The organism is Neisseria sp. HMSC070A01 (assembly GCF_001810165.1).
In the GTDB taxonomy this organism is placed as follows: domain Bacteria; phylum Pseudomonadota; class Gammaproteobacteria; order Burkholderiales; family Neisseriaceae; genus Neisseria.
In genome coordinates this window covers 186,229-207,156 of sequence record NZ_KV800125.1, presented here as the reverse complement: position 1 = coordinate 207,156, position 20,928 = coordinate 186,229, and the positions used below count along the sequence as shown (strand labels likewise).

Genomic DNA, 20,928 nt, shown 5'->3' with positions numbered 1-20,928 from the left:
CCACATTTGCGCCTATATAGGCTTCAACAGAAATATATTTGTAGAGGAACGTAAAATGAGATTTGATAAATTGACTGCTAAATTTCAGCAAGCTCTGCAAGAAGGTCAAAGCTTGGCTTTGGCTGCGGACAGCAGCTATCTCGAGGCTGGTTTTATCTTAAAGGCATTGCTTGATGATCAAAACAGTGGAGCTGCTGCGTTACTGGCTCATGCAGGTGTGAATGTGCCTCAAGTGAAACAACGTTTGCAGCAGCATTTAAACAGCCTGCCGAAAGTATCCGGCCAGGGTGGCGATATTATGCCCAGCCGTGAGCTGCAAGCTGTATTGAACTTGATGGACAAGGCTGCAACCAAACGCGGCGATGCCTATATCGCCAGCGAACTTTTCCTGTTGGCTTTGGTGCAGCAGAATGACGCTACCGGCAAAATTTTGAAAGATGCCGGTGCAACCGAACAAAACATCAATGCCGCAATTGACGCGGTACGAGGAGGACAAAACGTGAATGATGCCAATGCTGAAGACCAACGCGATGCGCTGAAAAAATACACACTCGACCTGACTCAACGCGCCCGTGACGGTAAACTTGACCCCGTTATCGGCCGCGACGACGAAATCCGCCGTGCGATTCAGGTGCTGCAACGCCGTACCAAAAACAACCCTGTGCTGATTGGTGAGCCGGGTGTGGGTAAAACCGCTATTGTTGAAGGCTTGGCGCAACGTATTGTTAACGGCGAAGTGCCCGAATCCCTGCGCAACAAACGCCTGCTGGTTTTGGATTTGGCGGCTTTGATTGCCGGCGCAAAATACCGCGGCGAATTTGAAGAACGCTTGAAAGGCGTGTTGAACGACTTGGCTAAAGACGACGGCAACACCCTGATTTTCATCGACGAAATCCATACTTTGGTCGGCGCGGGTAAAACCGACGGCGCGATGGATGCGGGCAATATGCTGAAACCGGCTTTGGCACGCGGCGAACTGCACTGCATCGGCGCGACCACTTTGGACGAATACCGCCAATACATCGAAAAAGATGCGGCACTCGAACGCCGCTTCCAAAAAGTATTGGTTGGCGAGCCCAGCGTGGAAGACACCATCGCCATTTTGCGTGGTTTGCAGGAGCGTTATGAAATCCACCACGGCATCGACATCACCGACCCCGCCATCGTTGCCGCAGCGGAATTGAGCGACCGCTACATCACCGACCGCTTCCTGCCTGATAAAGCGATTGATTTGATTGACGAAGCAGCCAGCCGCATCAAAATGGAACTGGACAGCAAACCTGAGCAGATGGATAAACTCGACCGCCGCATCATCCAGCTCAAAATGGAAAAAATGCACGTTGCTAAAGAAAGCGACGAGGCCAGCAAAAAACGTTTGGAACTGATAGACGAAGAAATCGACGGCTTGCAAAAAGAATACGCTGATTTGGACGAAATCTGGAAAGCCGAAAAAGCCGCATCTTCCAGCACCGCCGACATCAAGAAACAGATGGACGACATCAAAGTCAAAATCGAGCAGGCCAAACGCCAAGGCGACTTTGCCCGCGCGTCCGAACTCGAATACGGCGAGTTGCCGAAATTAGGCGCACAGTTGCAGGCGGCGGAAAGCAATCCTGAGGGTAAAAAACAAAACAAACTCTTCCGCACTGAAGTCGGCGCGGACGAAGTGGCCGAAATTGTATCGCGCATGACCGGCATCCCCGTGTCCAAAATGATGGAAGGCGAACGTGACAAGCTGCTGAAAATGGAGGAAGTATTGCACCGCCGTGTGGTTGGTCAAGACGAAGCCGTGCGTGCCGTGTCCGACGCCATCCGCCGCAGCCGCTCCGGCCTTGCCGATCCGAACAAACCCTACGGCAGCTTCTTGTTCCTAGGTCCGACCGGTGTGGGTAAAACCGAGTTGTGCAAAGCCTTGGCAGGCTTCCTGTTCGACAGCGAAGACCACCTCATCCGTATCGACATGTCCGAATACATGGAAAAACACGCCGTTGCCCGCTTAATCGGTGCGCCTCCGGGCTATGTCGGCTACGAAGAAGGCGGTTACCTGACCGAACAAGTCCGCCGCAAACCGTACAGCGTGATTCTTTTGGACGAAGTGGAAAAAGCCCATCCAGACGTGTTCAACATCTTGCTGCAAGTTTTGGATGACGGCCGTTTGACCGACGGACAAGGTCGTACTGTGGACTTTAAAAATACTGTTATCGTCATGACTTCCAATATTGGTAGCCAACATATCCAACAAATGGGTACTCAGGACTACGAAGCAGTAAAAGAAGTTGTGATGGAGGATGTGAAAGAACATTTCCGTCCTGAAATGATCAACCGTATTGACGAAGTTGTTGTGTTCCACGGTTTGGATCAGGCCAATATCCGCAGCATTGCGAAAATCCAGCTTAAAGGTTTGGAAAAACGTTTGGAAGCGCAACATCTGCATCTGAAAGTCGATGATGCCGCCTTGGATCTGATTGCCAAAGCCGGTTTCGACCCTGTGTATGGTGCCCGTCCGCTCAAACGCGCCATCCAGTCGGAAATCGAAAACACGCTGGCAAAAGCCTTGCTTGAAGGCAAATATGCGCCCGATAGCACAATCCATGTTAAAGAAGAGGGTGGTAAACTCTTGTTTGCATAGGATTAAATTAATGTAGTATTTTGTTGTAACAGGCCGTCTGAAAGAATTCAGACGGCCTTTCTTGATTATTGGTTCATATTATATAATTGTTATGTAATTTGATTATTCTTTGAATTTTAGGGAAATTGATCAAAATCTTATGCCTTAGTTTGATAAAGAATGCGATATAATTTAACTTATTTACCAAGGTTCTTGCTAAATATCTGATTTAATGTAATAATACTACAATGCAAAAACTGACTAATCAAAATCTTCACATTATTTTGTCGGAACGCTTAAACGATACCGACTTTGTTCTTATCCTCAACGCCTTAATCAAATTTTTGCGCCGAGGAGGCAAAAAGAAGGCCTCCGAACGTTTTGATTTGATTTTATCTACGTTAAAACAAGACGATGCTTTATGCCGTCAATTCAGCCTGCGCTTTTATACTTGGCTGTCTAAAGTTCACATTTATCCTGCGCTGATTAAGCTGGGTATTTTCTCTCGCCATAGTTTTACCCGGGAAATGGGCATACGGATTTATGAGCGGTTCAGCCCGTCTTATAAAGATTTTTCCAACTTGCGCGAAGTATTTTTATATCTTTTTCATTCTAAAAACGATGATAAATGGTTGCAAACACTGAGTTTGCGACAATGGCTGGGTATGTATGAATTGTTGTTGGCTAAGGCGGATCCCGCTTTGCTTCAGACGGCCAGCCGACAATTGACAGATGCACGTTTGCGTGCGGTAGAAATGTTGTCCATCTGGATTGCTTCCGAAGCGATTGAGCCGGATTTAATACGGATTGCCCCCCGTTTGTTGGAAGCGGATTCTGCATTTGTCGCTTTACAGCGCGAAGTTGCGAAGATGGTGGAACATTATCGCCATAGTGAAGAAACTTATGACACGGCGCACTTGGAGGTTATGTTTGACCAGTGTGAAAATCAAATTGACTATCTGCGCCGTCGCGGTACGGGAGCAGGGTCTGGTTCGTCGGTAAAAGTTGCCCACTTGCTCGAACGCCTGCAACAAACCATAGACCGCCTGAAATTGTTGACCAATATTCAAATCGAAACCAGCCGCACCCGCTTAACTGTCAATCTGATGAATGCGATGATTTATGCGGCGGTGGAGCAATACAGCACCAGCCACTTGCGTAAAAGCAGTATCCGAATGCTGGCACGCAGTATTACGGAAAACAAAAGTCATCATGGCGAGCATTACATTACGCGCAACCGTAGCGAATATTTCAAAATGTTTTATTCCGCAGCAGGCGGCGGCGTAATTATTGCTTTGATGGCATTGAATAAAATCCATATTGCGTCTTTGGGGTTCGGCGAATTTACTACTTCATTCTTGGCCGGGCTCAATTATGGTTTGGGCTTTATGCTGATTCATATGCTGCATTGCACTGTTGCAACCAAACAGCCTGCCATGACGGCGGCGAGCTTTGCCGAACAGGTGGACTCGAATGAAGGCAGCAAAGCGGTGGACAATAAATTGGCTAAACTGCTGATTGATGTGTGCCGTTCGCAAAGTGTCGCTGTGTTTGGCAATGTATCGATTGCGGTATTGTTGGCGGCAGGAATTGCTTTGGGCTATGCCCATACGCATGGTCAGCCTTTGCTGAATGAGGCAGTTACGGCCTATCAGTTCAAATCTATTGAGATTTTTACCCAACCGACCTTGTGGTATGCCGCTATTGCCGGTGTATGGTTGTTTTGCTCAGGGATTATTGCTGGCTTTTTTGACAACCGTTCCGATTATCTGAACCTGCGTCAGCGCCTGCCGTTTAATCCGTTTTTACGAAAAATCATGCGTCCGCAGCCGCGCCGCCGTTTGGCCGCTTATATTCATAAGCATTACGGCTCGCTTATGGGCAATTTTATTTTCGGTATGCTTTTGGGGATGACCGGCTATTTCGGCCATCTTTTCGGCTTGCCGCTGGATATTCGCCATGTAGCATTTTCTTCGGCAAATTTGGGTTATGCCACGATTAGCGGTCATGCAGATATATTCACTTTTATGCTTGGCTTGGCAAGTGTATTGGCAATCGGTATGGTGAATCTGGTGGTCAGCTTTTCTTTAGCTTTGGCTGTTGCGCTCCGTTCTCGCGGCACGCGTTTGGGCAGTATGCGTAATCTGCTGAAGAGCTTCTGGAGTCAAGTGAAAGCTAATCCTTTGATTTTGCTGTATCCGGTTCAAGTGAATAATAAAGACAACACGAAGTAAAATTGAAGAAAGGCCGTCTGAATATATACTTTTCAGACGGCCTTTTAGTTTAAAACCGATAAAGATTAGGCTTGCAGAGAGGCTCGGTTTTCCAAAACTTGGTCAATCAAACCATATTCTTTAGCTTCATCGGCAGACATATAGTTGTCGCGGTCGGTATCGCGTTCCAAGTCAGCCAAATCGCGATCACAATGTTTGGCGAGTAAGCGGTTCAGTTTCTCTTTGATTTTCAGCAGCTCTTTAGCGTGAATTTCAATATCGGAAGCCTGACCGGCCAAGCCGCCGCTGATGAGCGGTTGGTGAATCATGATGCGGCTGTTTGGTAGGGCAAAGCGTTTGCCTTTTTCGCCTGCGGACAACAAGAATGCGCCCATGCTTGCTGCTTGGCCCAAGCATAAGGTAGAAACATGAGGCTTGATGAAGTTCATGGTGTCGTAAATCGACATACCGGCAGTAACCGAACCGCCCGGAGAGTTGATATAGAAGAAGATGTCTTTATCAGGGTTTTCACTTTCCAAGAACAGTAATTGCGCAACAACCAGATTGGCAGATTCATCTGTTACCGGGCCGATCAAGAAAACGATGCGCTCTTTCAAAAGGCGTGAGTAGATGTCGAATGCGCGCTCGCCGCGACCGCTTTGTTCGATAACGGTAGGGACAAGGTAGTTATTGAAATCGAAGGACATTTTTGTCTCCTGTTAATGATGGAAAAGCACCAAAGCCATTTAAAGCGCTTCGGTGCTTTTGATTGTCTGTTTCAGACGGCCTTAGAGCAATTAAGCTTGTGCGCCCATTACTTCGTCAAAAGACAGCGCTTTTTCGGTTACTTTGGCTTTGCTCAGAACGAAATCAACAACGTTGCTTTCTACTGCCAAAGAAGTCGGGCCTTGCAGGCGGGAAGGCTCTGCGTAGTACCAGTCGATAACTTCTTGAGGATCTTCGTAGCTTTCAGCGAAGTTGGCAACAACGGCTTTGATTTGGTCTTCAGTTGGCTCAAGTTTGTTTTCTTCAACCAATTTAGCCAAAATCAGACCCAAAGCAACGCGGCGTTCTGCTTGTTCTTTGAACATATCCAAAGGCAGATCCAAGTTGGCAGCGTCAGCCATACCTTGGTTAACGAAGTTTTGTTTCATTTCGTTTGCCAGGCGGGCCGCTTCTTCGTTGACCAAAGCAACAGGAACTTGCAAGTCAGTCGCTTTGAGCAGGGCGTTCATGACAGATTCTTTGGTTTGTTCACCAATGCGGCGTTCAACTTCGCGGCCGACGTTTTTCTTCACTTCTTCACGCATTTTGGCAACGTCGCCGTCTTCAATGCCCAGAGCTTTGGCAAAGTCAGTGTTAACTTCAGGCAAAGTAGCTTCTGAAACGTTGTTCAGAGTGATGGTGAACACGGCAGATTTACCGGCAACATCTTTACCGTGGTAGTCTTCAGGGAAGTTTACGGTAACGTCTTTGCTTTCGCCGGCTTTCATGCCGACAACACCGGCTTCGAATTCAGGCAGCATTTGACCTGCGCCCAATACGAAAGCGTAGTTTTTAGACGCGCCGCCGGCGAAAGGTTCGCCGTCGATTTTGCCTTCGAAGTCGATGATGACGCGGTCGCCGTTTTGTGCTTCGCGGTCAACATGGTTGAAACGGGTGCGTTGTTTGCGCAGGATTTCTACGGTTTGGTCAACTTCGGCATCGCCAACGGTTGCAGTTACTTTTTCTACTTCTTGGGCAGACAGGTCGCCGATGGTTACTTCAGGGAAGACTTCAAAAATAGCGGCAACTTTGAAAGACTCTTGATCGTCTTGTTCTTCAACGGCTTCAAAGCGTGGGTAACCGGCAACTTTCAATTCTTGAGCAACGGCAACATCGTAGAATTCGCGTTGTACCAATTCGTTGATAACGTCGTTTTGTGCGCTTGCGCCATACATTTGGGCAATCATTTTGAACGGTGCTTTACCCGGACGGAAGCCGTCAATTTTTGCACGGCGTTGGGTTTGTTTCAGTTTTTTCTCAGTTTCTGCGTTGATTTTGGACCAAGGCAGAGACAATACTACTTTGCGTTCCAGATTTTCTAAAGTTTCAACAGTTACGCTCATCGTAAGCCCTTAAATTTGTTGTGTTTAAACGGTTATCCTTCTGCTTAATCCCCCGAAGGATTTCGGGAATATGCATAAGGTCAAAATTTAGCTGCTTAGTATAACACAATGTTTCACGAATAACATAAAAAGGCCGTCTGAAAAGTGGGAAATTCTTTTCAGACGGCCTTTTTGCCTTGACATTGTTTTTTAAAGCTGGTCTTTTTGCGCCAGAATCCGTCGGCTGCCGTTGATGTCTGCCGGAGAAAGCACACCGGCATTTTCAAGCGCATCTATTAAATTGGCGGCGCGGTTGTAGCCGATGCGCAATTGGCGTTGCAGGGAGGAGATGGAAGTCTTCCGGCTTTCCAATACGAAGGTAACGGCTTGGTCAAACAGTTCATCGCTGTTGGCGTTCGGATTGACAATATTGGTGGTTTCGATGGCCGCTTCACCGCTGAGCAAGCCTTCCACATAATTGGTCGGCGCTTGTTCTTTAATGAAATTGACGACTTGATGCACTTCATCATCGGAAACAAACGCACCTTGCAGGCGTGTCGGTTCTGCGCTGCCTGGTTGCAGGAACAATGAGTCGCCGTATTTGAGCAATTCGTCTGCACCCATTTGGTCAAGAATGGTGCGGCTGTCGATTTTGCTTTGTACGGTAAAGGCCATGCGTGTCGGGATGTTGGCTTTAATCAGACCGGTAACCACATCAACGCTTGGGCGTTGGGTGGCGACAATCATGTGAATGCCTGCCGCACGCGCTTTTTGGGCAAGGCGTGCGATTTGTTGCTCGACGGATTTGCGTTCGGTCATCATCAAGTCTGCCAACTCGTCGATGACGACCACAATCAACGGCAGTTTTTCCAGAGGCTCGGGATCATCGGGATTTAAGCTAAACGGATTGAGTAATGGCTTGCCTGCCGCTTTGGCCTGCTCGACTTTTTGGTTGAAGCCGTCCAGATTGCGCACGCCGGCGTGTGAGAGCAGGCGATAGCGTTTTTCCATTTCGGCAACACACCAGTTTAACGCTTGTCCTGCCTCGCGCATATCGGTTACAACCGGGCAGAGCAGGTGCGGAATGCCGTCATAAATGCTCAATTCCAGCATTTTCGGGTCAATCATGATGAATCGGACTTCGTCGGGCGTGGCTTTGAAGAGCATGGACATAATCATGCCGTTCACGCCGACAGATTTACCCGATCCGGTCATACCTGCAACCAAAAGATGCGGCATTTTTGCCAAGTCGCCGACCACGGGCGTACCTGCAATATCTTTACCCAAGGCAACGGTCAGTTTGGACTTGGCATCGGTAAACACGGGAGAAGAGAGGATTTCGCTCAACATGACGTCTTGGCGTTTCTCATTGGGCAATTCAATCCCCATGGTGTTTTTACCGGCAATGGTCTCAACAATGCGTACCGCTTGCAGAGACATCGAGCGCGCCAAATCTTTGGACAACGCGACAATTTGGCTGCCTTTGACACCTTGTGCCGGTTCGATTTCGTAGCGGGTAATCACAGGACCGGAAGTGGCGGAAACAACCTGTACGCCGATGCCGAATTCAGCCAGTTTGGTTTCAATCAATTCTGCGGTTTGTTGCAATTCATCCGGATTGACGACAACCGGTTCTTCAGACGGCATACGCAACAGGTTCATATTGGGTTTGTGGTATTCACCGTTGTTTTTAGGTTCGGTATCGTCAAACAGGGAAGTTTGGATTTTAGGGGGCGGCGCAACGGATACGGCAACGGTTTTACGGTTGCTGCTGCTGCCTGCCAACGGAGCAACCGGAGTAGCGGTAATGGTTTTGGCTTCTTTAACCATGCGGCGCGTATTTTGGGTTTCCAAAGCTTCGGCGCTGACATCTTCTTTTTTATTTTGGAATTGAGACAGTTTTTTCATCAGGCTGCCAAACAGGCCGCCCACATGGCTGCCGGATTTGGCCATGACTTCCAACCATGAAACCTGAGCCAACAGGGAAATGGACAACAGCAACATCACCAGCATAATCAACAGGCTGCCTGATTTGCCCAACAGCCAAGCCAAGCCTGAACCCGCCAATAAGCCGACCAAGCCGCCGGCACCGACGGGAAGGGATTCGCTCAATGCGTTGTCAAACAGGAAGTGCTCGATAATCGGGCTGCACACCAGCAGGAGGAACAATGCCAAAGCGGCTACGCCGTGATTGTAGGGCTTATGGTTTTCCTGCTTTTTCATGGGGCGGAAGTTTTTGTAGAGGAAAACGCAAGAGGCGACAATCCACCACCAAAATGACAGGCCGAACAAATAATACCCGACATCGGAAAGATAGGAGCCAAAGAGGCCGCCGAGGTTGGCAACATCATGGCTTTTGGGAACGCTGCGCGACCATGCAGGGTCGTCCATGCTGAAACTGGCCAGGGAAATGGCCAGATAAATGGTGATAACCAAACCAAACAGCCATAAGGCATCATTAATCAAGTTGACGACATGTTCGGGGCGCGCTTTTTTTTCTTCGTTTTTTTGCAGCTCTTTGGCGGCTTTCAGGCGTTGGGAGACTTTATTGTCGGCTTGAGTTTGTGTTTTGGCGGGTTTGCGTGTGGTCGGTTTGGCAGCCGGTTTGGTGGAAGCACGTTTTTTTGTTTGGGTTTTAGAAGATTTTGCAGTCATGAGATAAAGGCCGTCTGAAAAGACCGGAGGTAATGTGCGTAAAGGGCAAATTATACCGTATTTACCAGACGCGAGAAATTGAAACGGGCGTAATCATTATGGGATTCAGGCCGTCTGTATGGCGTGACGAAAATTTTGGATTTCGTTTCCACCTGTTCAGACGGCCTGATGTTTTGATTGATTTGAACTTACATTCTGCCCAGTTCGCGCTGGAGGGCTTGAATGTTTTTCTCCCTATCCAAAACCGCACCTTGCAGCGTACTGATGGCCTGTTGATTGACGCTGCCGCCTTTGGCTGTCCGCGCTTGGCTCAGTTGCTTTTTGGCATCGGCCAAAGCCGCGCGTTCATTGGATAACTCGGTTTCCAGAATAGAGCGGCGGCTGTTGACGCCGGCGGACTTGGGAACCGGAGGAGGGGCCGTTTCAGAAGCGGTGCGGATGGGGGCAGGTTTGGGCGTTGCCTTATGGTTGGATTTTGCCGCCGTATTTTTGCTTTTTGCCGGAGCCGTTTGTGATGTCGGCGCGTTGAGTGTAGGCGCATCGCTGACCGGGGCATCGTATCGGCTGCTGCTGTATTTGCCGACAATCGGCAAATCGTTGACGGCTTGGCAGTTGCCGCTTGGACGCGAAGTATAAACAATCGAGCCGTTGACTTCACAGGTGTAGATTTTTGCGGCGTGGGCTTGGCTGTTGAAAACGGCAAGCGGCAGCAGGGATAGGGTAAGCAGATATTTTTTCATGATTCAGGTAGGGCTGATTCGTTGCATTTGAGCATTTTATTCTTGTTCAGACGGCATGGGCTGCTGTTTTTTGGCTTTTGCACTGTTTTTGTTTTTGCTCGGTTTGTCGGCTTTTTTCTCCTGTTTGTCGGATTTTTCCGTACGCTTCTTTTTCTTGGGTTTTGCATTGACGCGTTCATCAGAGGCATTGAGGCTGCGGATGTTAAGATGATAACCGCTGCCTTGATGGCCGCTGATTTTAGGCAATTGTGCCTGTGCGCAGGAGGAGTTGGGCTCGGAGGTATAGCTGCCGTTGCCGCAGGAATAAACTGCGGCGGCTGCGTGAAGAGAAATGCCCAAAACGAAAGAGGATACGAGGAAGTATCCGGCTTGTTTGATAATTGAAGTCATGTTTTTCCGTATTGTGTTTTATTTCAGACGGCCTGATGGCTCTATTTTTATTGGGAAAACTCGGCTTCGACATCAGCTTGGATTTGCTCAAGCTCTTCCTGCCATTGCAGCCAGTTTTCTTCCAGTTGCGTTAATTTTACTTTAGTTTCTGTTAATTGTGCGAGTGTCTCTTGCAATTTGGGTTTATTTTCTTCTGAATAAGCAGATTCTTGTGCCAAAAATGCTTCACAGGCCGTCTGAATATCAGTCAAACGCGCGATTTCTTTTTCGGCTTTGTCGATTTTCTGCTGAATCGGTTTGCTGCGTTTGGCTTTTTCCTGACGGATTTGTGCCTCGATACGCTTGGTGTCCTTGCGGCTTTGGCTTTGTGCAGATGCGGCAGGGGCCGCTGCGGCGTTTTCTTGTGCCAACCGCCATTGACGGTAGTCGTTCAAATCGCCGTCGAAGTTGTTCAGACGGCCTTTGTCAATCAATAGGAAGCTGTCGGTAGTCGCTTCAAGCAGGCTGCGGTCGTGCGATACGACAATCAATGCGCCTTGGAAACTTTGCAGGGCAAGTGTCAGGGCGTGGCGCATATCCAAGTCTAGGTGGTTGGTCGGTTCGTCAAGCAGTAGCAGATTAGGTTTTTGCCAGATAATCATGGCAAGGGCGAGCCGTGCTTTTTCCCCGCCGGAGAACGGCTCGGTCTTTTGAACCGCCATATCGCCGACGAAGTTGAAACCGCCTAAAAAGTTGCGGATTTCCTGTTCGCGGACTTCGGGCGAAAGCTGTTGGATATGCCAAACCGGACTTTGATCGGCGCGTAAAGTATCCAGTTGGTGTTGGGCAAAATAGCCGATATTGAGCTTTTCGGAGCGGACGATACTGCCGGAAAGTAAATCGATTTTTCCTGCCAATGCTTTGATAAATGTGGATTTACCGCTGCCGTTAACGCCCAACAGGCCGTAACGTGCGCCGCTTTCCAGAGACAAGGTAATATCGTGCAAAACAGTTTTGTCGCCATAGCCCAAGTCGGCATGGTCGAGTTTCAGTAATGGATTGGGCAGATGAGTCGGATTGGCAAACTCAAAGGAAAACTCGCTATCTAAATGCGCAGGGGCGATGCGCTCGAGTTTGGCTAATGCCTTCATGCGGCTTTGGGCTTGTACGGCCTTTGTGGCTTTGGCTTTGAAACGGTCGATAAAGGATTGCAGATGTTTGATTTGCGCCTGCTGTTTGACGTAGGCGGCTTGTTGTTGCGCCAGACGTTGGGCGCGTTCCGCTTGGTAGAAATCGTAATTGCCGCCGTATTGGGTCAGTTTTTGTTGCGACAGTTCGATGGTTTGCGTGGTGGTGGCATTCAAGAAGTCGCGGTCATGGGAAATGATGATTTGCGTACAGGGCAGGGAGGCGAGATGGTTTTCCAGCCATAGTACGGTTTCTAAATCCAAATGGTTGGTCGGTTCGTCCAAAAGCAGCAAATCGGCACGGCAAATCAGCGCTTGGGCAAGGTTGAGGCGCATACGCCAGCCGCCGGAGAAGGATTTGACGGGGCGGATATGTTCTTCTTGTGCAAAACCCAAGCCGTTAAGCAGTTTGGCAGCGCGTGCCGGAGCGGTATAGGCATCGATTTCTTCCAATTTGGCATGATATTCGGCTTGCTTCATGCCGTCGTTTTGCGCTTCTGCTTGAGCCAAGGCCGTCTGAAAAGCCTGCAATTCGGCATCGCCTTGCAAAACGTAGTCTAAAGCGGAAATATCTAAATCGGGCGTTTCTTGAGAGACGGAAGCTAGCCGCCATGTTTTGGGAATCAGGATTTCGCCGCCATCTTGCGTGATTTCACCTTTTATCAGCGCAAACAGGCTGGATTTTCCTGTACCGTTTTTACCGATTAAACCAACGCGTTGGCCGGGGTTGATTACGGCATCGGCTTTGTCGAGCAGGACTTTCAAGCCGCGTTGTAAGGTGAGTTTTTTAATTTCTATCATGATGGCAGGCAAGGGGATGAGTAAAACGAAAGGCGTTATTTTACCTGAAAAGATATATAAAAGGCCGTCTGAACAAGTATGAAAACGAAAGTAACGATTTCTATTTCACTTATTCAGACGGCCTTTATGAAATGACGGTCGGAAATGCTTTCAAATTGTCTGTCGTTTCAATTAAATTTGAAGATCAGCATTGTCCGCACGGATTTGGCGCAGGAATTTTTGTGTCCGCTCATGTTTGGGATGATTGAACAAATCTTGCGGGCTGCCTTGTTCGACAATAACGCCGCCATCCATCACGACGACGGTGGTTGCCACTTCCAAGGCAAATTTGATTTCATGCGTAACGACAACCATGGTCCAGCCTTCTTGTGCCAATTCCTTCATGGTATCCAAAACATCTTGCACCAATTCGGGGTCAAGCGCGGAAGTCGGTTCGTCAAACAGCATCAGTTCAGGCTGAATCGCCAATGCTCGGGCAATGCCGACACGCTGCTGTTGACCGCCGGAAAGCTGGTAGGGGTAGAGGTCGATCTTGTCGCCCAAACCGACTTTTTTAAGCAATTTGACAGCCTCTTCACGCGCTTGGGCGACAGGTTTGCCTTGTACGGCAACCGGTCCTTCCATGACGTTTTCCAATGCAGTTTTGTGCGGAAAGAGGTTGTATTGTTGGAACACCATGCCGGACTTGCGGCGCAGTGCCAAAATATCGTGTTTGCTTGGTTTTTTGGAAAAATCGATGCTTAACGGCTGCGCATTGTCAAACTCGATTCGACCTTGTTCAGGCATTTCCAAAGCGTTTAAACAGCGTAAAAACGTGGTTTTGCCCGAGCCGGACGGGCCTAGGATAACGACCACTTGTCCTTTGCCGACATCCAAATCGATGCCGCGCAAAATGGTATTTTCGCCAAAGGTCTTATGGATATTGCGGATTTTAATCATGACAACTCCTTATTTGGCGACATAGCGGTCAAAGCGTTTTTCCAAGCGCGCCTGAATCAAAAACAGCACTTTGCAGAAGCACCAATAAACCAATGCGGCTTCGATATAAACGGGCAAAAAGTCATAAGTACGGTTTGCTGTCTCTTGGGCAACACGGAAAAGCTCTGTTACCGTTACTACGGCGGCAAGCGAGGTGTTTTTGAACAAGCCGATAAACTCGTTGCTTAGAGGCGGTACGGCAACGCGGAATGCCTGTGGCGCGATAATACGGCGGAACGTCTGCATATAGGTCATACCGATGGAGAAACCGGCTTCCCATTGGCCTTTAGGTACGGACAAGATTGCCGCGCGTATGGTTTCGGAAGCGTATGCGCCGACATTGAGCGAGAAGCCGATGATGGCGGCAGGAATCGGGTCGATATAGATGCTGACGGAAGGTAAACCGTAGAATACGATGACCAACTGCACCAAAAGCGGCGTACCGCGAATGATGGAAATATAAAATTCCACCAGCTTCAGCAAGCATTTTTGGAAAATACCGCCGGAGGGCATGATCCGCACCAAAGCAACGGCTACGGCAATAATCATGCCGATAACGAAAGAAGCGATCGCCAAAGGCAAAGACACTGCGAAGCCGGCTTTGACCATGGGCCAAAACGCGCTGATGAGCATATCAGCGCGTGTTTCCGTCATAAACGGCAGAGAGGCAAGGAAATTATTTAACACTGATGTCTTTTCCGAAGAATTGTTCGCCCAGTTTTTTCAGCGTGCCGTCGGCTTTCAGCTCAGTCATGGCTGTGCTGAATTTAGCCAATGCTTCATCGTTGCCTTTATTGACAATCAAGCCGGAGCCGACTTTTTCGTCAGCCGGTGCAGACCAAACGATTTTTACGCCGGTATTCGGATTTTTCTTCAGATAGTCCAATACCGCCAATTCGTCATTCAGGGTTGCGTCGGCACGTTTTTGTTCAATCAGGGTCAGGGATTGCGCCAAGCCGTCTACCGGTACGAGTTCTGCACCTGCCGCTTTGGCTTTTTCACCATAGTTACTGGTCAGGGATTGTGCGGTTTTGACGCCTTTGATGTCGTCGATGGATTTGATATTGCTGTCTTTGCGCGCGACTAAAACAGCACCACTCCAGCTATAAGGCTCGGATTTGTCAAAAGTCGCTTGACGCTCAGGGCTGGTCAGGCCGACTTGGTTGGCAACCACGTCAAAACGGCCGGCTTTTAAACCTGCCATCATGGAGTCCCATTGTGTTTCTTTAAATTCGACTTTTACGCCCAGTTTGTCGGCGACTGCGCGGGTTACTTCGACATCGTAGCCGGTCAATTTGCCGTCTTTGTCGTGGTAGGTGAAGGGTGCGTAAGTACCTTCCGTACCGACAGTGATGGTACCTTTGTTGTTGATGCGCTCAATCAGCGAGCCGGAGGCCGCGCCGGATTGTGCCGGTGCAGAAGAAGCTGAGTTGCTGCCTTCGCCGCCGCAGGCTGCCAAAACTACTGCAGCGATGGTGCCGAGTACGAATTTTTTCAACATGGATTTTTACTCCTGATTTTTAGTGTGTCATCTGGTATTAAAGCATGCATTCTAAGCGAAACTGCCCAAAATACAAAATACATCTTATTTCTTAAAAGGCCGTCTGAACGCTGATGTGTTCAGACGGCCTTGAGTGGTGTATCAAAATTTCGGCTTATGCAATTTCAAGCCACATGACTTGATAGGGTTGCAGTACCAAATCCTGATTCAGGGAAACGGTTTGACCGCTGATCAAATCGTGCGCTTTAAACGGCATGGCTTGCAGCGTATGCGCACTGATGGTTTGCGGATGTTCGCTGAAGTTGCCGAATGCCAACAGCGCGTTGTTGCGCATATAGCCGATGATGTGTTTGTTGTTGGTATTGAAGGTAACCAACTTGCCGCCGTCAAAGCGCGGATTGCTTTGGCGGATGGCAATCATATGGCGCAAACCTTGGAAGATTTGACCGGCAGTGGTCGAGCTGTCATGGCGTTGGTTGTACAACTCTTCATTATAACGAGGACGGTGTGCCCAGCGGCTGTCGTCGCTCTTATTGCTGTCTTGCGACCAGTCGTCATCATTGAGTGTACCGACTTCATCGCCCAAGTAAATCAGCGGCAGACCGCCGGTACTCAAAGCAATGCTGTACAAAAGTTTGATGCGGTCAACGGCATACGGGTCATTTTGAGCCAAACCAACCAATGCTGCGGCTGTACCGCTGACACGGCAGTCGCCAGTGTTGGGGTTATATTGGAAGGGGACGCCGCGCGCGAAGCTGCCGTCGAAATGGTTGACGAAGAAGCGGTTGAGGAATTGTCGGTGGTCGTAGCCGTGGATGCCGAACTGCCATGCGTCTTCGTCGGCAAAGGTCCAGCCGATGTCGTCATGGCTGCGGACGTAGTTAACCCATGCTGTGTGGTCGGGCAGGTTGTGGCGGTAGGTCAATGCCTGATGGAGCAGGTTAACTTCGCGCGTGGCAAGCGTGTTCCACAACAATGCCATTTGCAATGGGTTGTAGCCGATTTGGCATTCATCTTGGCTGATGTATTGGACAACTTGGTCAGGATGGACGATGGCTTCGGATTTGAAGAACACGGCCGGGGCGGCAATACGCATTACGGAGTTAAACGCACGAATCAGAGCGTGTGCCTGAGGCAGGTTTTCGCAGCTTGTGCCCATTTGCTTCCAAATAAAGGCAACGGCATCCATGCGCAGAATATCAACGCCCAAGTTGGCAAGGAACATCATTTCGCCTGCCATAGCGCGGAATACCCAAGGATTACTGTAATTCAAGTCCCATTGGAAGGAATTGAACGTTGTCCATACCCAGCGGCCGTCTTCCAATTGCGAGAAACCGCCCGGATGTTGGTCAGGGAAGATTTCACGCAGGGTGCGGTCGTATTGGTCGGGCATCCAACGGTCAGGGAAAATGTAGTAGAAATTGTCATAGAGCGGATCGCCGGCGGCGCAGCGTTTTGCCCATTCGTGTTCATTGGAAGTGTGGTTGAAGATGAAATCGACAACGGCGGAAATACCTGCTTCGTGCAGTGCGGCAATGACATCGCGCAAGTCGTCTATCGTACCCAAAGCCGGATTGACGTCGCGGTAGCTGCTGACCGCATAGCCGCCGTCGCTTTTGCCTTCAGGGCATTTAAACAAGGGCATCAGGTGCAGATAGGTCAGGCCCAATTCTTGGAAATAAGGGATTTTGGCTTTCAAACCTTGCAGATTGCCTGCGAACAAATCGACGTAGCACACGCCGCCGACCTGTTTGTTGGATAAAATCCAGTCAGGATCGTTTTCGCGCGCGATATCAATATCTTTTAAAGATGCGTTGCGTTGGGAATAGCTTTGCCATGCTTGGGCAATCAGTTGCTCCAGCATGGGAAGGACGGCTTCGTTGTTGTTGTAAACGTTGTCCAGCTCGTGCATCAGTTTGGGAAAGTGTTCTTCAAGCCGTCTGTCAAACTGTTTCCAGTCTTCAGATGCCTCGATGCTTGCACGCTGTTCGGGAGTGTATATCGATAGGGTGCGTTCTTTAAGGTGATGCAAGGTCAAATCAACCTGTTGAGTCTGGGTCAACATAATGCCTACTCCGAAGTTAAGGTGAAATTGTTTTGAAGCTTGGTTTCACTTCTTTTGCAAATCCATGCCGATCGTGGGCGGCCAAGACTGTAATTTTGCGTCAAGAAACTGCCTCAATGATACTGGAAGTGCTTGAGTGTGCATAGGGTTTTCAAGGTTATTGAACAGGATTTTTCAAGTGTTTGATTTTGATTGAAAGTAAGGTTGAATAAAAAGAATATGGCCTTTAGCCGCAGTCATGTTTCAGACGGCCTGAACTTTTAAGAAAAACTTTTATTTTTATTGCCTTAGATATCCTTTATTCTCATATGGCCGTCTGAAACATAAGCACGGCATAGAGGGTCATCTGTCTTCTCGAAATTTGGGAAATATCGATTATTTTCATGACTTCTGATGTAAATCAAGATTGTATGGTTGGCAGAGTATCTTATTGCAAAGAAGAAACTCAAAAAGATACTTGTTTATTATTGAATGAATCCATGATCTATCTTATTGATAGTGGTTATTATGTAGATTATCAAGTTAATAAGGGAAAGCCCTCTGTCTGATTTGTCATGCTTGTTTAATATTATTTTTTAAAATTAGACTTGACCCGTTACAAGCAATTACTTAAAGTATCCATCTTAATTTTTACACAAGAAAACGGGTTGTCCCGTTCCAAAAAGATGAGCGCAATCAAACCACCACAAATCACTGTATACGACAGCAAGCCGACCGATGTTTATTTCTTCGGTACTTGCGTTCTCGACATCTTCATGCCGGAAGCGGGTATGGATGCCATTACCTTAATCGAACAACAAGGCATCCGCGTCCATTATCCAATGGAGCAAAGCTGCTGCGGCCAACCTGCCTATTCGTCCGGCCATCCGAAAGAAGCTTTTGACGTAGCCAAAGCCCAATTGGATTTATTCCCGGAAAATTGGCCGATTGTCGTACCGTCCGGTTCTTGCGGCGGCATGATGAAACACCACTGGCCGACTTTGTTCAAAGGTACCGAGTACGAACAAAAAGCCATTGATTGCGCCAACCGTATCATTGAATTTACCCACTTCCTGCTGGCCATCGGCTACAAACCTGAAGATAAAGGCAAGCCGGTTAAAGTGGCCGTTCATACTTCTTGCGCGGCGCGTCGTGAGATGAATGTCCATTTGTCAGGCTGGCAGCTGATTGACGGCATGGAAAATGTCGAGCGTATCGTTCATGACCATGAAAGCGAGTGTTGCGGTTTTGGCGGTACATTCTCTGTCAAACAAGCAGATATTTCCGGCGCGATGGTAACCGACAAAGTCGCAGCCCTGAAAGAAACCGGTGCAACTGAAATCATCAGCGCGGACTGCGGCTGCATGATGAATATCGGCGGCAAAATCGCTAAAGACGAACCGAATATGCCACGTCCGAAACATATTGCATCCTTCCTGTTGGAGCGTACCGGAGGTAAAGCATGAGCGCGCGCGAAAATATTTTGGCGAAATTGAAAAAAGCCGATGCCTTACCGATGGAAGAGCCGCCGGTTTTCGATTATTACCGTGAAATGGGCGTATCTTGGGCAAACGATGTCGAACGCTTGAAACATTGGGCGGCTGCCATGCGTGCCGTCAAAACAGAAATCTATTGGGTTACCAAAACCAATTGGCCACAAGTATTCCGCCAAGCAGCCGAAGGCAAAGGCTTGAAAAATATTCTATTGCCATTGGAAACAGAACACGGCCAGCTGGCTCGTGCAGCTTTGGCCGATACCGATATTGAACCGCGCGGTTTTGAGCGAAAAATTGACGACTGGAAAAACGAATTCTTTGCCGATATTGAGGCCGGATTTAGCGGCTCTAAATGCGGTATTGCCCGTACCGGCACGATTATGCTGGAGTCCAGTCCTCTGGAGCCGCGCAGTTTAAGTTTGGTTCCTCCTGTGCATTTCTGCCTGTTTGACACCAGCAAAATGTACAACGAATTCCACAATGCTGTTGAAGGCGAAAAACTGGTAGAAAAAGGTATGCCTACCAACGTTATTTTGATTTCCGGCCCGTCTAAGACTGCCGATATTCAATTGACTTTGGCCTATGGTGCACACGGCCCGCGTGATTTGGTGGTTTTGGCCGTTCTGCCTGATCATATTTCCCCTGCCGTTTTGGAGGAAAAAGCATGAGTTCCCAAACCATTAAATTCCATATGAAGCCGGAAACGTTCAAGCAAAACGCCGCGATTTCTTTGCAAGACAAGCCTTTGCGTAAAAGCTTGCGTACGGCGATGGATATGCTGATGACCAAGCGCAAAGCCGTTTTGACAGATGAAGAAGAGCTGCAAAGCCTGCGTGACCTGTGTGAGCATGTCCGTCAACGTTCTTTGTCCAAATTGCCTGCATTATTGGAACAATTAGAAGCAAACCTGACCAAGTTGGGCGTTAAAGTCCACTGGGCGGAAACACCGGCCGAAGCCTGCCAAATCATTCATAACATCATTACCGATAAAAACGGCAAGCTGATGGTGAAAGGCAAATCTATGGTCAGCGAAGAAATCGAGCTGAACCATTATCTGCAAGACCGGGGCATCAAAGCGGTTGAAAGCGACTTGGGCGAGTTTATCGTACAAATGGCCGGCGAGAAACCAACCCATATCGTGATGCCTGCCATTCACAAGACCAAAGAGCAGGTGAGCGAACTTTTCCATCAAAACCTCGGCACGCCGTTAACTGACGACGTGGACCAACTGACCGGCTTCGCCCGTAAAGCACTGCGCGATATTTACAGCACTGCCGACGTCGGTTTGAGCGGCGTAAACTTCGCCGTTGCTGAAACAGGCACTTTGTGTCTGGTTGAAAACGAAGGCAACGGCCGCTTGAGTACCACTGTACCGCCTGTGCACATCGCCATTACCGGTATTGAAAAAGTGGTTGCGAAACTGTCGGATGTGCCGCCTTTGTACAGCCTGTTGCCACGCTCCGCCATTGGTCAGAACATTACCACTTATTTCAATATGATTACCGGACCTCGCCGTAGCGAAGAACTGGACGGTCCTCAAGAAATGCACTTGGTTCTGCTCGACAACGGCCGTAGCCAAGCGTATGCAGAAGATCAAATGCGCCGTACCTTGCAATGTATCCGTTGTGGCGCGTGTATGAACCACTGTCCGGTTTATACCCGTATCGGTGGCGCGGCTTACGGCACGACTTATCCTGGCCCGATTGGCGAGATTATCTCTCCGCATTTGTTGGGCTTGGATGCGACACGCGATCTGCCGACTGCGTGTACCATGTGCGGCGCGTGTGTCGAAGTTTGCCCGGTACGCATTCCGATTACCGAACAAATGCAACGTCTGCGCGTTGAAGCACAACGTTCGCCAACAGAAGCCGTTCCTCATCCTATCCGTGGTCAAGGCGCATCGCATACTTTCGGCGAACAAATGGCATGGCGTACGTTTAACGGTATTTTCAGTGGCAGTAAAGCTTATCGAGCATTCGGTTGGGCGGCTACCAAATTCCGTGCATTGACGCCAAGCAAGCAGTTAAGCTGGACCAATAACCATGTTCCGATGAAACCTGCCAAGCAAACATTGCATGAGATGATGGCAGAAAGAAAACGTCAGCAAGAAAAAGCATAAGGCTTGAAAATAAAACCTGAGGGATAAATGCCTCAGGTTTTGTTTTTTATTGAATGCCGCTGGTGTGGCATCGCTATTTTTAAAAGCGATTGATTTGATTGTTTTATCTTGATTCTTTTGAATAAAGAGG

General features: G+C 48.8%; 15 protein-coding genes. 5 read left to right on the top strand and 10 right to left on the bottom strand.

Annotation, left to right across the window (positions count from 1 at the left end; all coding sequences use genetic code 11):
* The first annotated feature begins 55 nt into the window (after positions 1-55).
* Together clpB and HMPREF2711_RS07930 are read left to right on the top strand one after the other, a co-directional pair.
* Positions 56-2,629, top strand: a complete 2,574-nt coding sequence (clpB, locus tag HMPREF2711_RS07935; RefSeq protein WP_070615942.1) for an ATP-dependent chaperone ClpB — start codon at positions 56-58, stop codon at positions 2,627-2,629.
* Between the two features lie 227 nt (positions 2,630-2,856).
* Positions 2,857-4,842, top strand: coding sequence for a site-specific recombinase (locus HMPREF2711_RS07930; protein ID WP_070615940.1), 1,986 nt, complete (start codon positions 2,857-2,859; stop codon positions 4,840-4,842).
* Positions 4,843-4,907: 65 nt separating this feature from the next.
* On the opposite strand, the gene clpP is transcribed toward HMPREF2711_RS07930, so the two are convergent.
* The 10 genes from clpP to HMPREF2711_RS07880 all read right to left on the bottom strand — a co-directional run bounded on the left by clpP (position 4,908) and on the right by HMPREF2711_RS07880 (position 17,204).
* Positions 4,908-5,528, bottom strand: a complete 621-nt coding sequence (gene clpP / locus HMPREF2711_RS07925; protein ID WP_003683589.1) for an ATP-dependent Clp endopeptidase proteolytic subunit ClpP — start codon at positions 5,526-5,528, stop codon at positions 4,908-4,910.
* A gap of 90 nt (positions 5,529-5,618) precedes the next feature.
* Positions 5,619-6,929, bottom strand: a complete 1,311-nt coding sequence (gene tig / locus HMPREF2711_RS07920; protein ID WP_003746849.1) for a trigger factor — start codon at positions 6,927-6,929, stop codon at positions 5,619-5,621.
* Positions 6,930-7,118: 189 nt separating this feature from the next.
* Positions 7,119-9,563 carry a DNA translocase FtsK gene (locus HMPREF2711_RS07915; protein WP_003746847.1) on the bottom strand — a complete coding sequence of 815 codons (2,445 nt, stop codon included), beginning with the start codon at positions 9,561-9,563 and terminating at the stop codon, positions 7,119-7,121.
* A gap of 188 nt (positions 9,564-9,751) precedes the next feature.
* Positions 9,752-10,303, bottom strand: a complete 552-nt coding sequence (locus HMPREF2711_RS07910; protein ID WP_003746845.1) for a hypothetical protein — start codon at positions 10,301-10,303, stop codon at positions 9,752-9,754.
* A gap of 36 nt (positions 10,304-10,339) precedes the next feature.
* On the bottom strand, positions 10,340-10,693 hold the full coding sequence (locus HMPREF2711_RS07905; protein WP_003746844.1) for a hypothetical protein: 354 nt from the start codon (positions 10,691-10,693) through the stop codon (positions 10,340-10,342).
* A 47-nt stretch (positions 10,694-10,740) separates the two neighbouring features.
* On the bottom strand, positions 10,741-12,660 hold the full coding sequence (locus HMPREF2711_RS07900) for an ATP-binding cassette domain-containing protein (protein ID WP_003746842.1): 1,920 nt from the start codon (positions 12,658-12,660) through the stop codon (positions 10,741-10,743).
* Between the two features lie 171 nt (positions 12,661-12,831).
* Positions 12,832-13,599, bottom strand: coding sequence for an amino acid ABC transporter ATP-binding protein (locus tag HMPREF2711_RS07895; RefSeq protein ID WP_003746840.1), 768 nt, complete (start codon positions 13,597-13,599; stop codon positions 12,832-12,834).
* Positions 13,600-13,608: 9 nt separating this feature from the next.
* On the bottom strand, positions 13,609-14,325 hold the full coding sequence (locus HMPREF2711_RS07890; RefSeq protein ID WP_003746838.1) for an amino acid ABC transporter permease: 717 nt from the start codon (positions 14,323-14,325) through the stop codon (positions 13,609-13,611).
* Positions 14,315-15,139, bottom strand: coding sequence for an amino acid ABC transporter substrate-binding protein (locus HMPREF2711_RS07885; RefSeq protein ID WP_003746835.1), 825 nt, complete (start codon positions 15,137-15,139; stop codon positions 14,315-14,317). The genes HMPREF2711_RS07890 and HMPREF2711_RS07885 overlap by 11 nt, the downstream gene beginning before the upstream one ends.
* A 154-nt stretch (positions 15,140-15,293) precedes the next feature.
* Positions 15,294-17,204 (bottom strand): alpha-amylase family protein, encoded by a 1,911-nt coding sequence (locus HMPREF2711_RS07880; RefSeq protein ID WP_003746833.1) that lies wholly within the window; start codon positions 17,202-17,204, stop codon positions 15,294-15,296.
* A gap of 665 nt (positions 17,205-17,869) precedes the next feature.
* Here HMPREF2711_RS07880 and HMPREF2711_RS07875 point away from each other — a divergent pair.
* The 3 genes from HMPREF2711_RS07875 to HMPREF2711_RS07865 are packed head-to-tail and all read left to right on the top strand — an operon-like array spanning position 17,870 to position 20,798.
* A complete protein-coding gene (locus tag HMPREF2711_RS07875) occupies positions 17,870-18,649 on the top strand; it encodes a (Fe-S)-binding protein (RefSeq protein ID WP_003746831.1) in 780 nt (259 codons plus the stop codon).
* On the top strand, positions 18,646-19,347 hold the full coding sequence (locus HMPREF2711_RS07870; RefSeq protein ID WP_003746829.1) for a LutC/YkgG family protein: 702 nt from the start codon (positions 18,646-18,648) through the stop codon (positions 19,345-19,347). Before HMPREF2711_RS07875 ends, HMPREF2711_RS07870 begins: the two co-directional genes overlap by 4 nt.
* A complete protein-coding gene (locus HMPREF2711_RS07865) occupies positions 19,344-20,798 on the top strand; it encodes a LutB/LldF family L-lactate oxidation iron-sulfur protein (protein ID WP_003746828.1) in 1,455 nt (484 codons plus the stop codon). The genes HMPREF2711_RS07870 and HMPREF2711_RS07865 overlap by 4 nt, the downstream gene beginning before the upstream one ends.
* Positions 20,799-20,928: the final 130 nt, after the last annotated feature.

What these genes read in the sequence shown, in the direction of transcription:
- clpB (WP_070615942.1), top strand. Translation starts at nt 56, where the DNA reads ATGAGATTTGATAAATTGACTGCTAAATTTCAGCAAGCTCTGCAAGAA.
- HMPREF2711_RS07930 (WP_070615940.1), top strand. Translation starts at nt 2,857, where the DNA reads ATGCAAAAACTGACTAATCAAAATCTTCACATTATTTTGTCGGAACGC.
- clpP (WP_003683589.1), bottom strand. Translation starts at nt 5,528, where the DNA reads ATGTCCTTCGATTTCAATAACTACCTTGTCCCTACCGTTATCGAACAA.
- tig (WP_003746849.1), bottom strand. Translation starts at nt 6,929, where the DNA reads ATGAGCGTAACTGTTGAAACTTTAGAAAATCTGGAACGCAAAGTAGTA.
- HMPREF2711_RS07915 (WP_003746847.1), bottom strand. Translation starts at nt 9,563, where the DNA reads ATGACTGCAAAATCTTCTAAAACCCAAACAAAAAAACGTGCTTCCACC.
- HMPREF2711_RS07910 (WP_003746845.1), bottom strand. Translation starts at nt 10,303, where the DNA reads ATGAAAAAATATCTGCTTACCCTATCCCTGCTGCCGCTTGCCGTTTTC.
- HMPREF2711_RS07905 (WP_003746844.1), bottom strand. Translation starts at nt 10,693, where the DNA reads ATGACTTCAATTATCAAACAAGCCGGATACTTCCTCGTATCCTCTTTC.
- HMPREF2711_RS07900 (WP_003746842.1), bottom strand. Translation starts at nt 12,660, where the DNA reads ATGATAGAAATTAAAAAACTCACCTTACAACGCGGCTTGAAAGTCCTG.
- HMPREF2711_RS07895 (WP_003746840.1), bottom strand. Translation starts at nt 13,599, where the DNA reads ATGATTAAAATCCGCAATATCCATAAGACCTTTGGCGAAAATACCATT.
- HMPREF2711_RS07885 (WP_003746835.1), bottom strand. Translation starts at nt 15,139, where the DNA reads ATGTTGAAAAAATTCGTACTCGGCACCATCGCTGCAGTAGTTTTGGCA.
- HMPREF2711_RS07880 (WP_003746833.1), bottom strand. Translation starts at nt 17,204, where the DNA reads ATGTTGACCCAGACTCAACAGGTTGATTTGACCTTGCATCACCTTAAA.
- HMPREF2711_RS07875 (WP_003746831.1), top strand. Translation starts at nt 17,870, where the DNA reads ATGAGCGCAATCAAACCACCACAAATCACTGTATACGACAGCAAGCCG.
- HMPREF2711_RS07870 (WP_003746829.1), top strand. Translation starts at nt 18,646, where the DNA reads ATGAGCGCGCGCGAAAATATTTTGGCGAAATTGAAAAAAGCCGATGCC.
- HMPREF2711_RS07865 (WP_003746828.1), top strand. Translation starts at nt 19,344, where the DNA reads ATGAGTTCCCAAACCATTAAATTCCATATGAAGCCGGAAACGTTCAAG.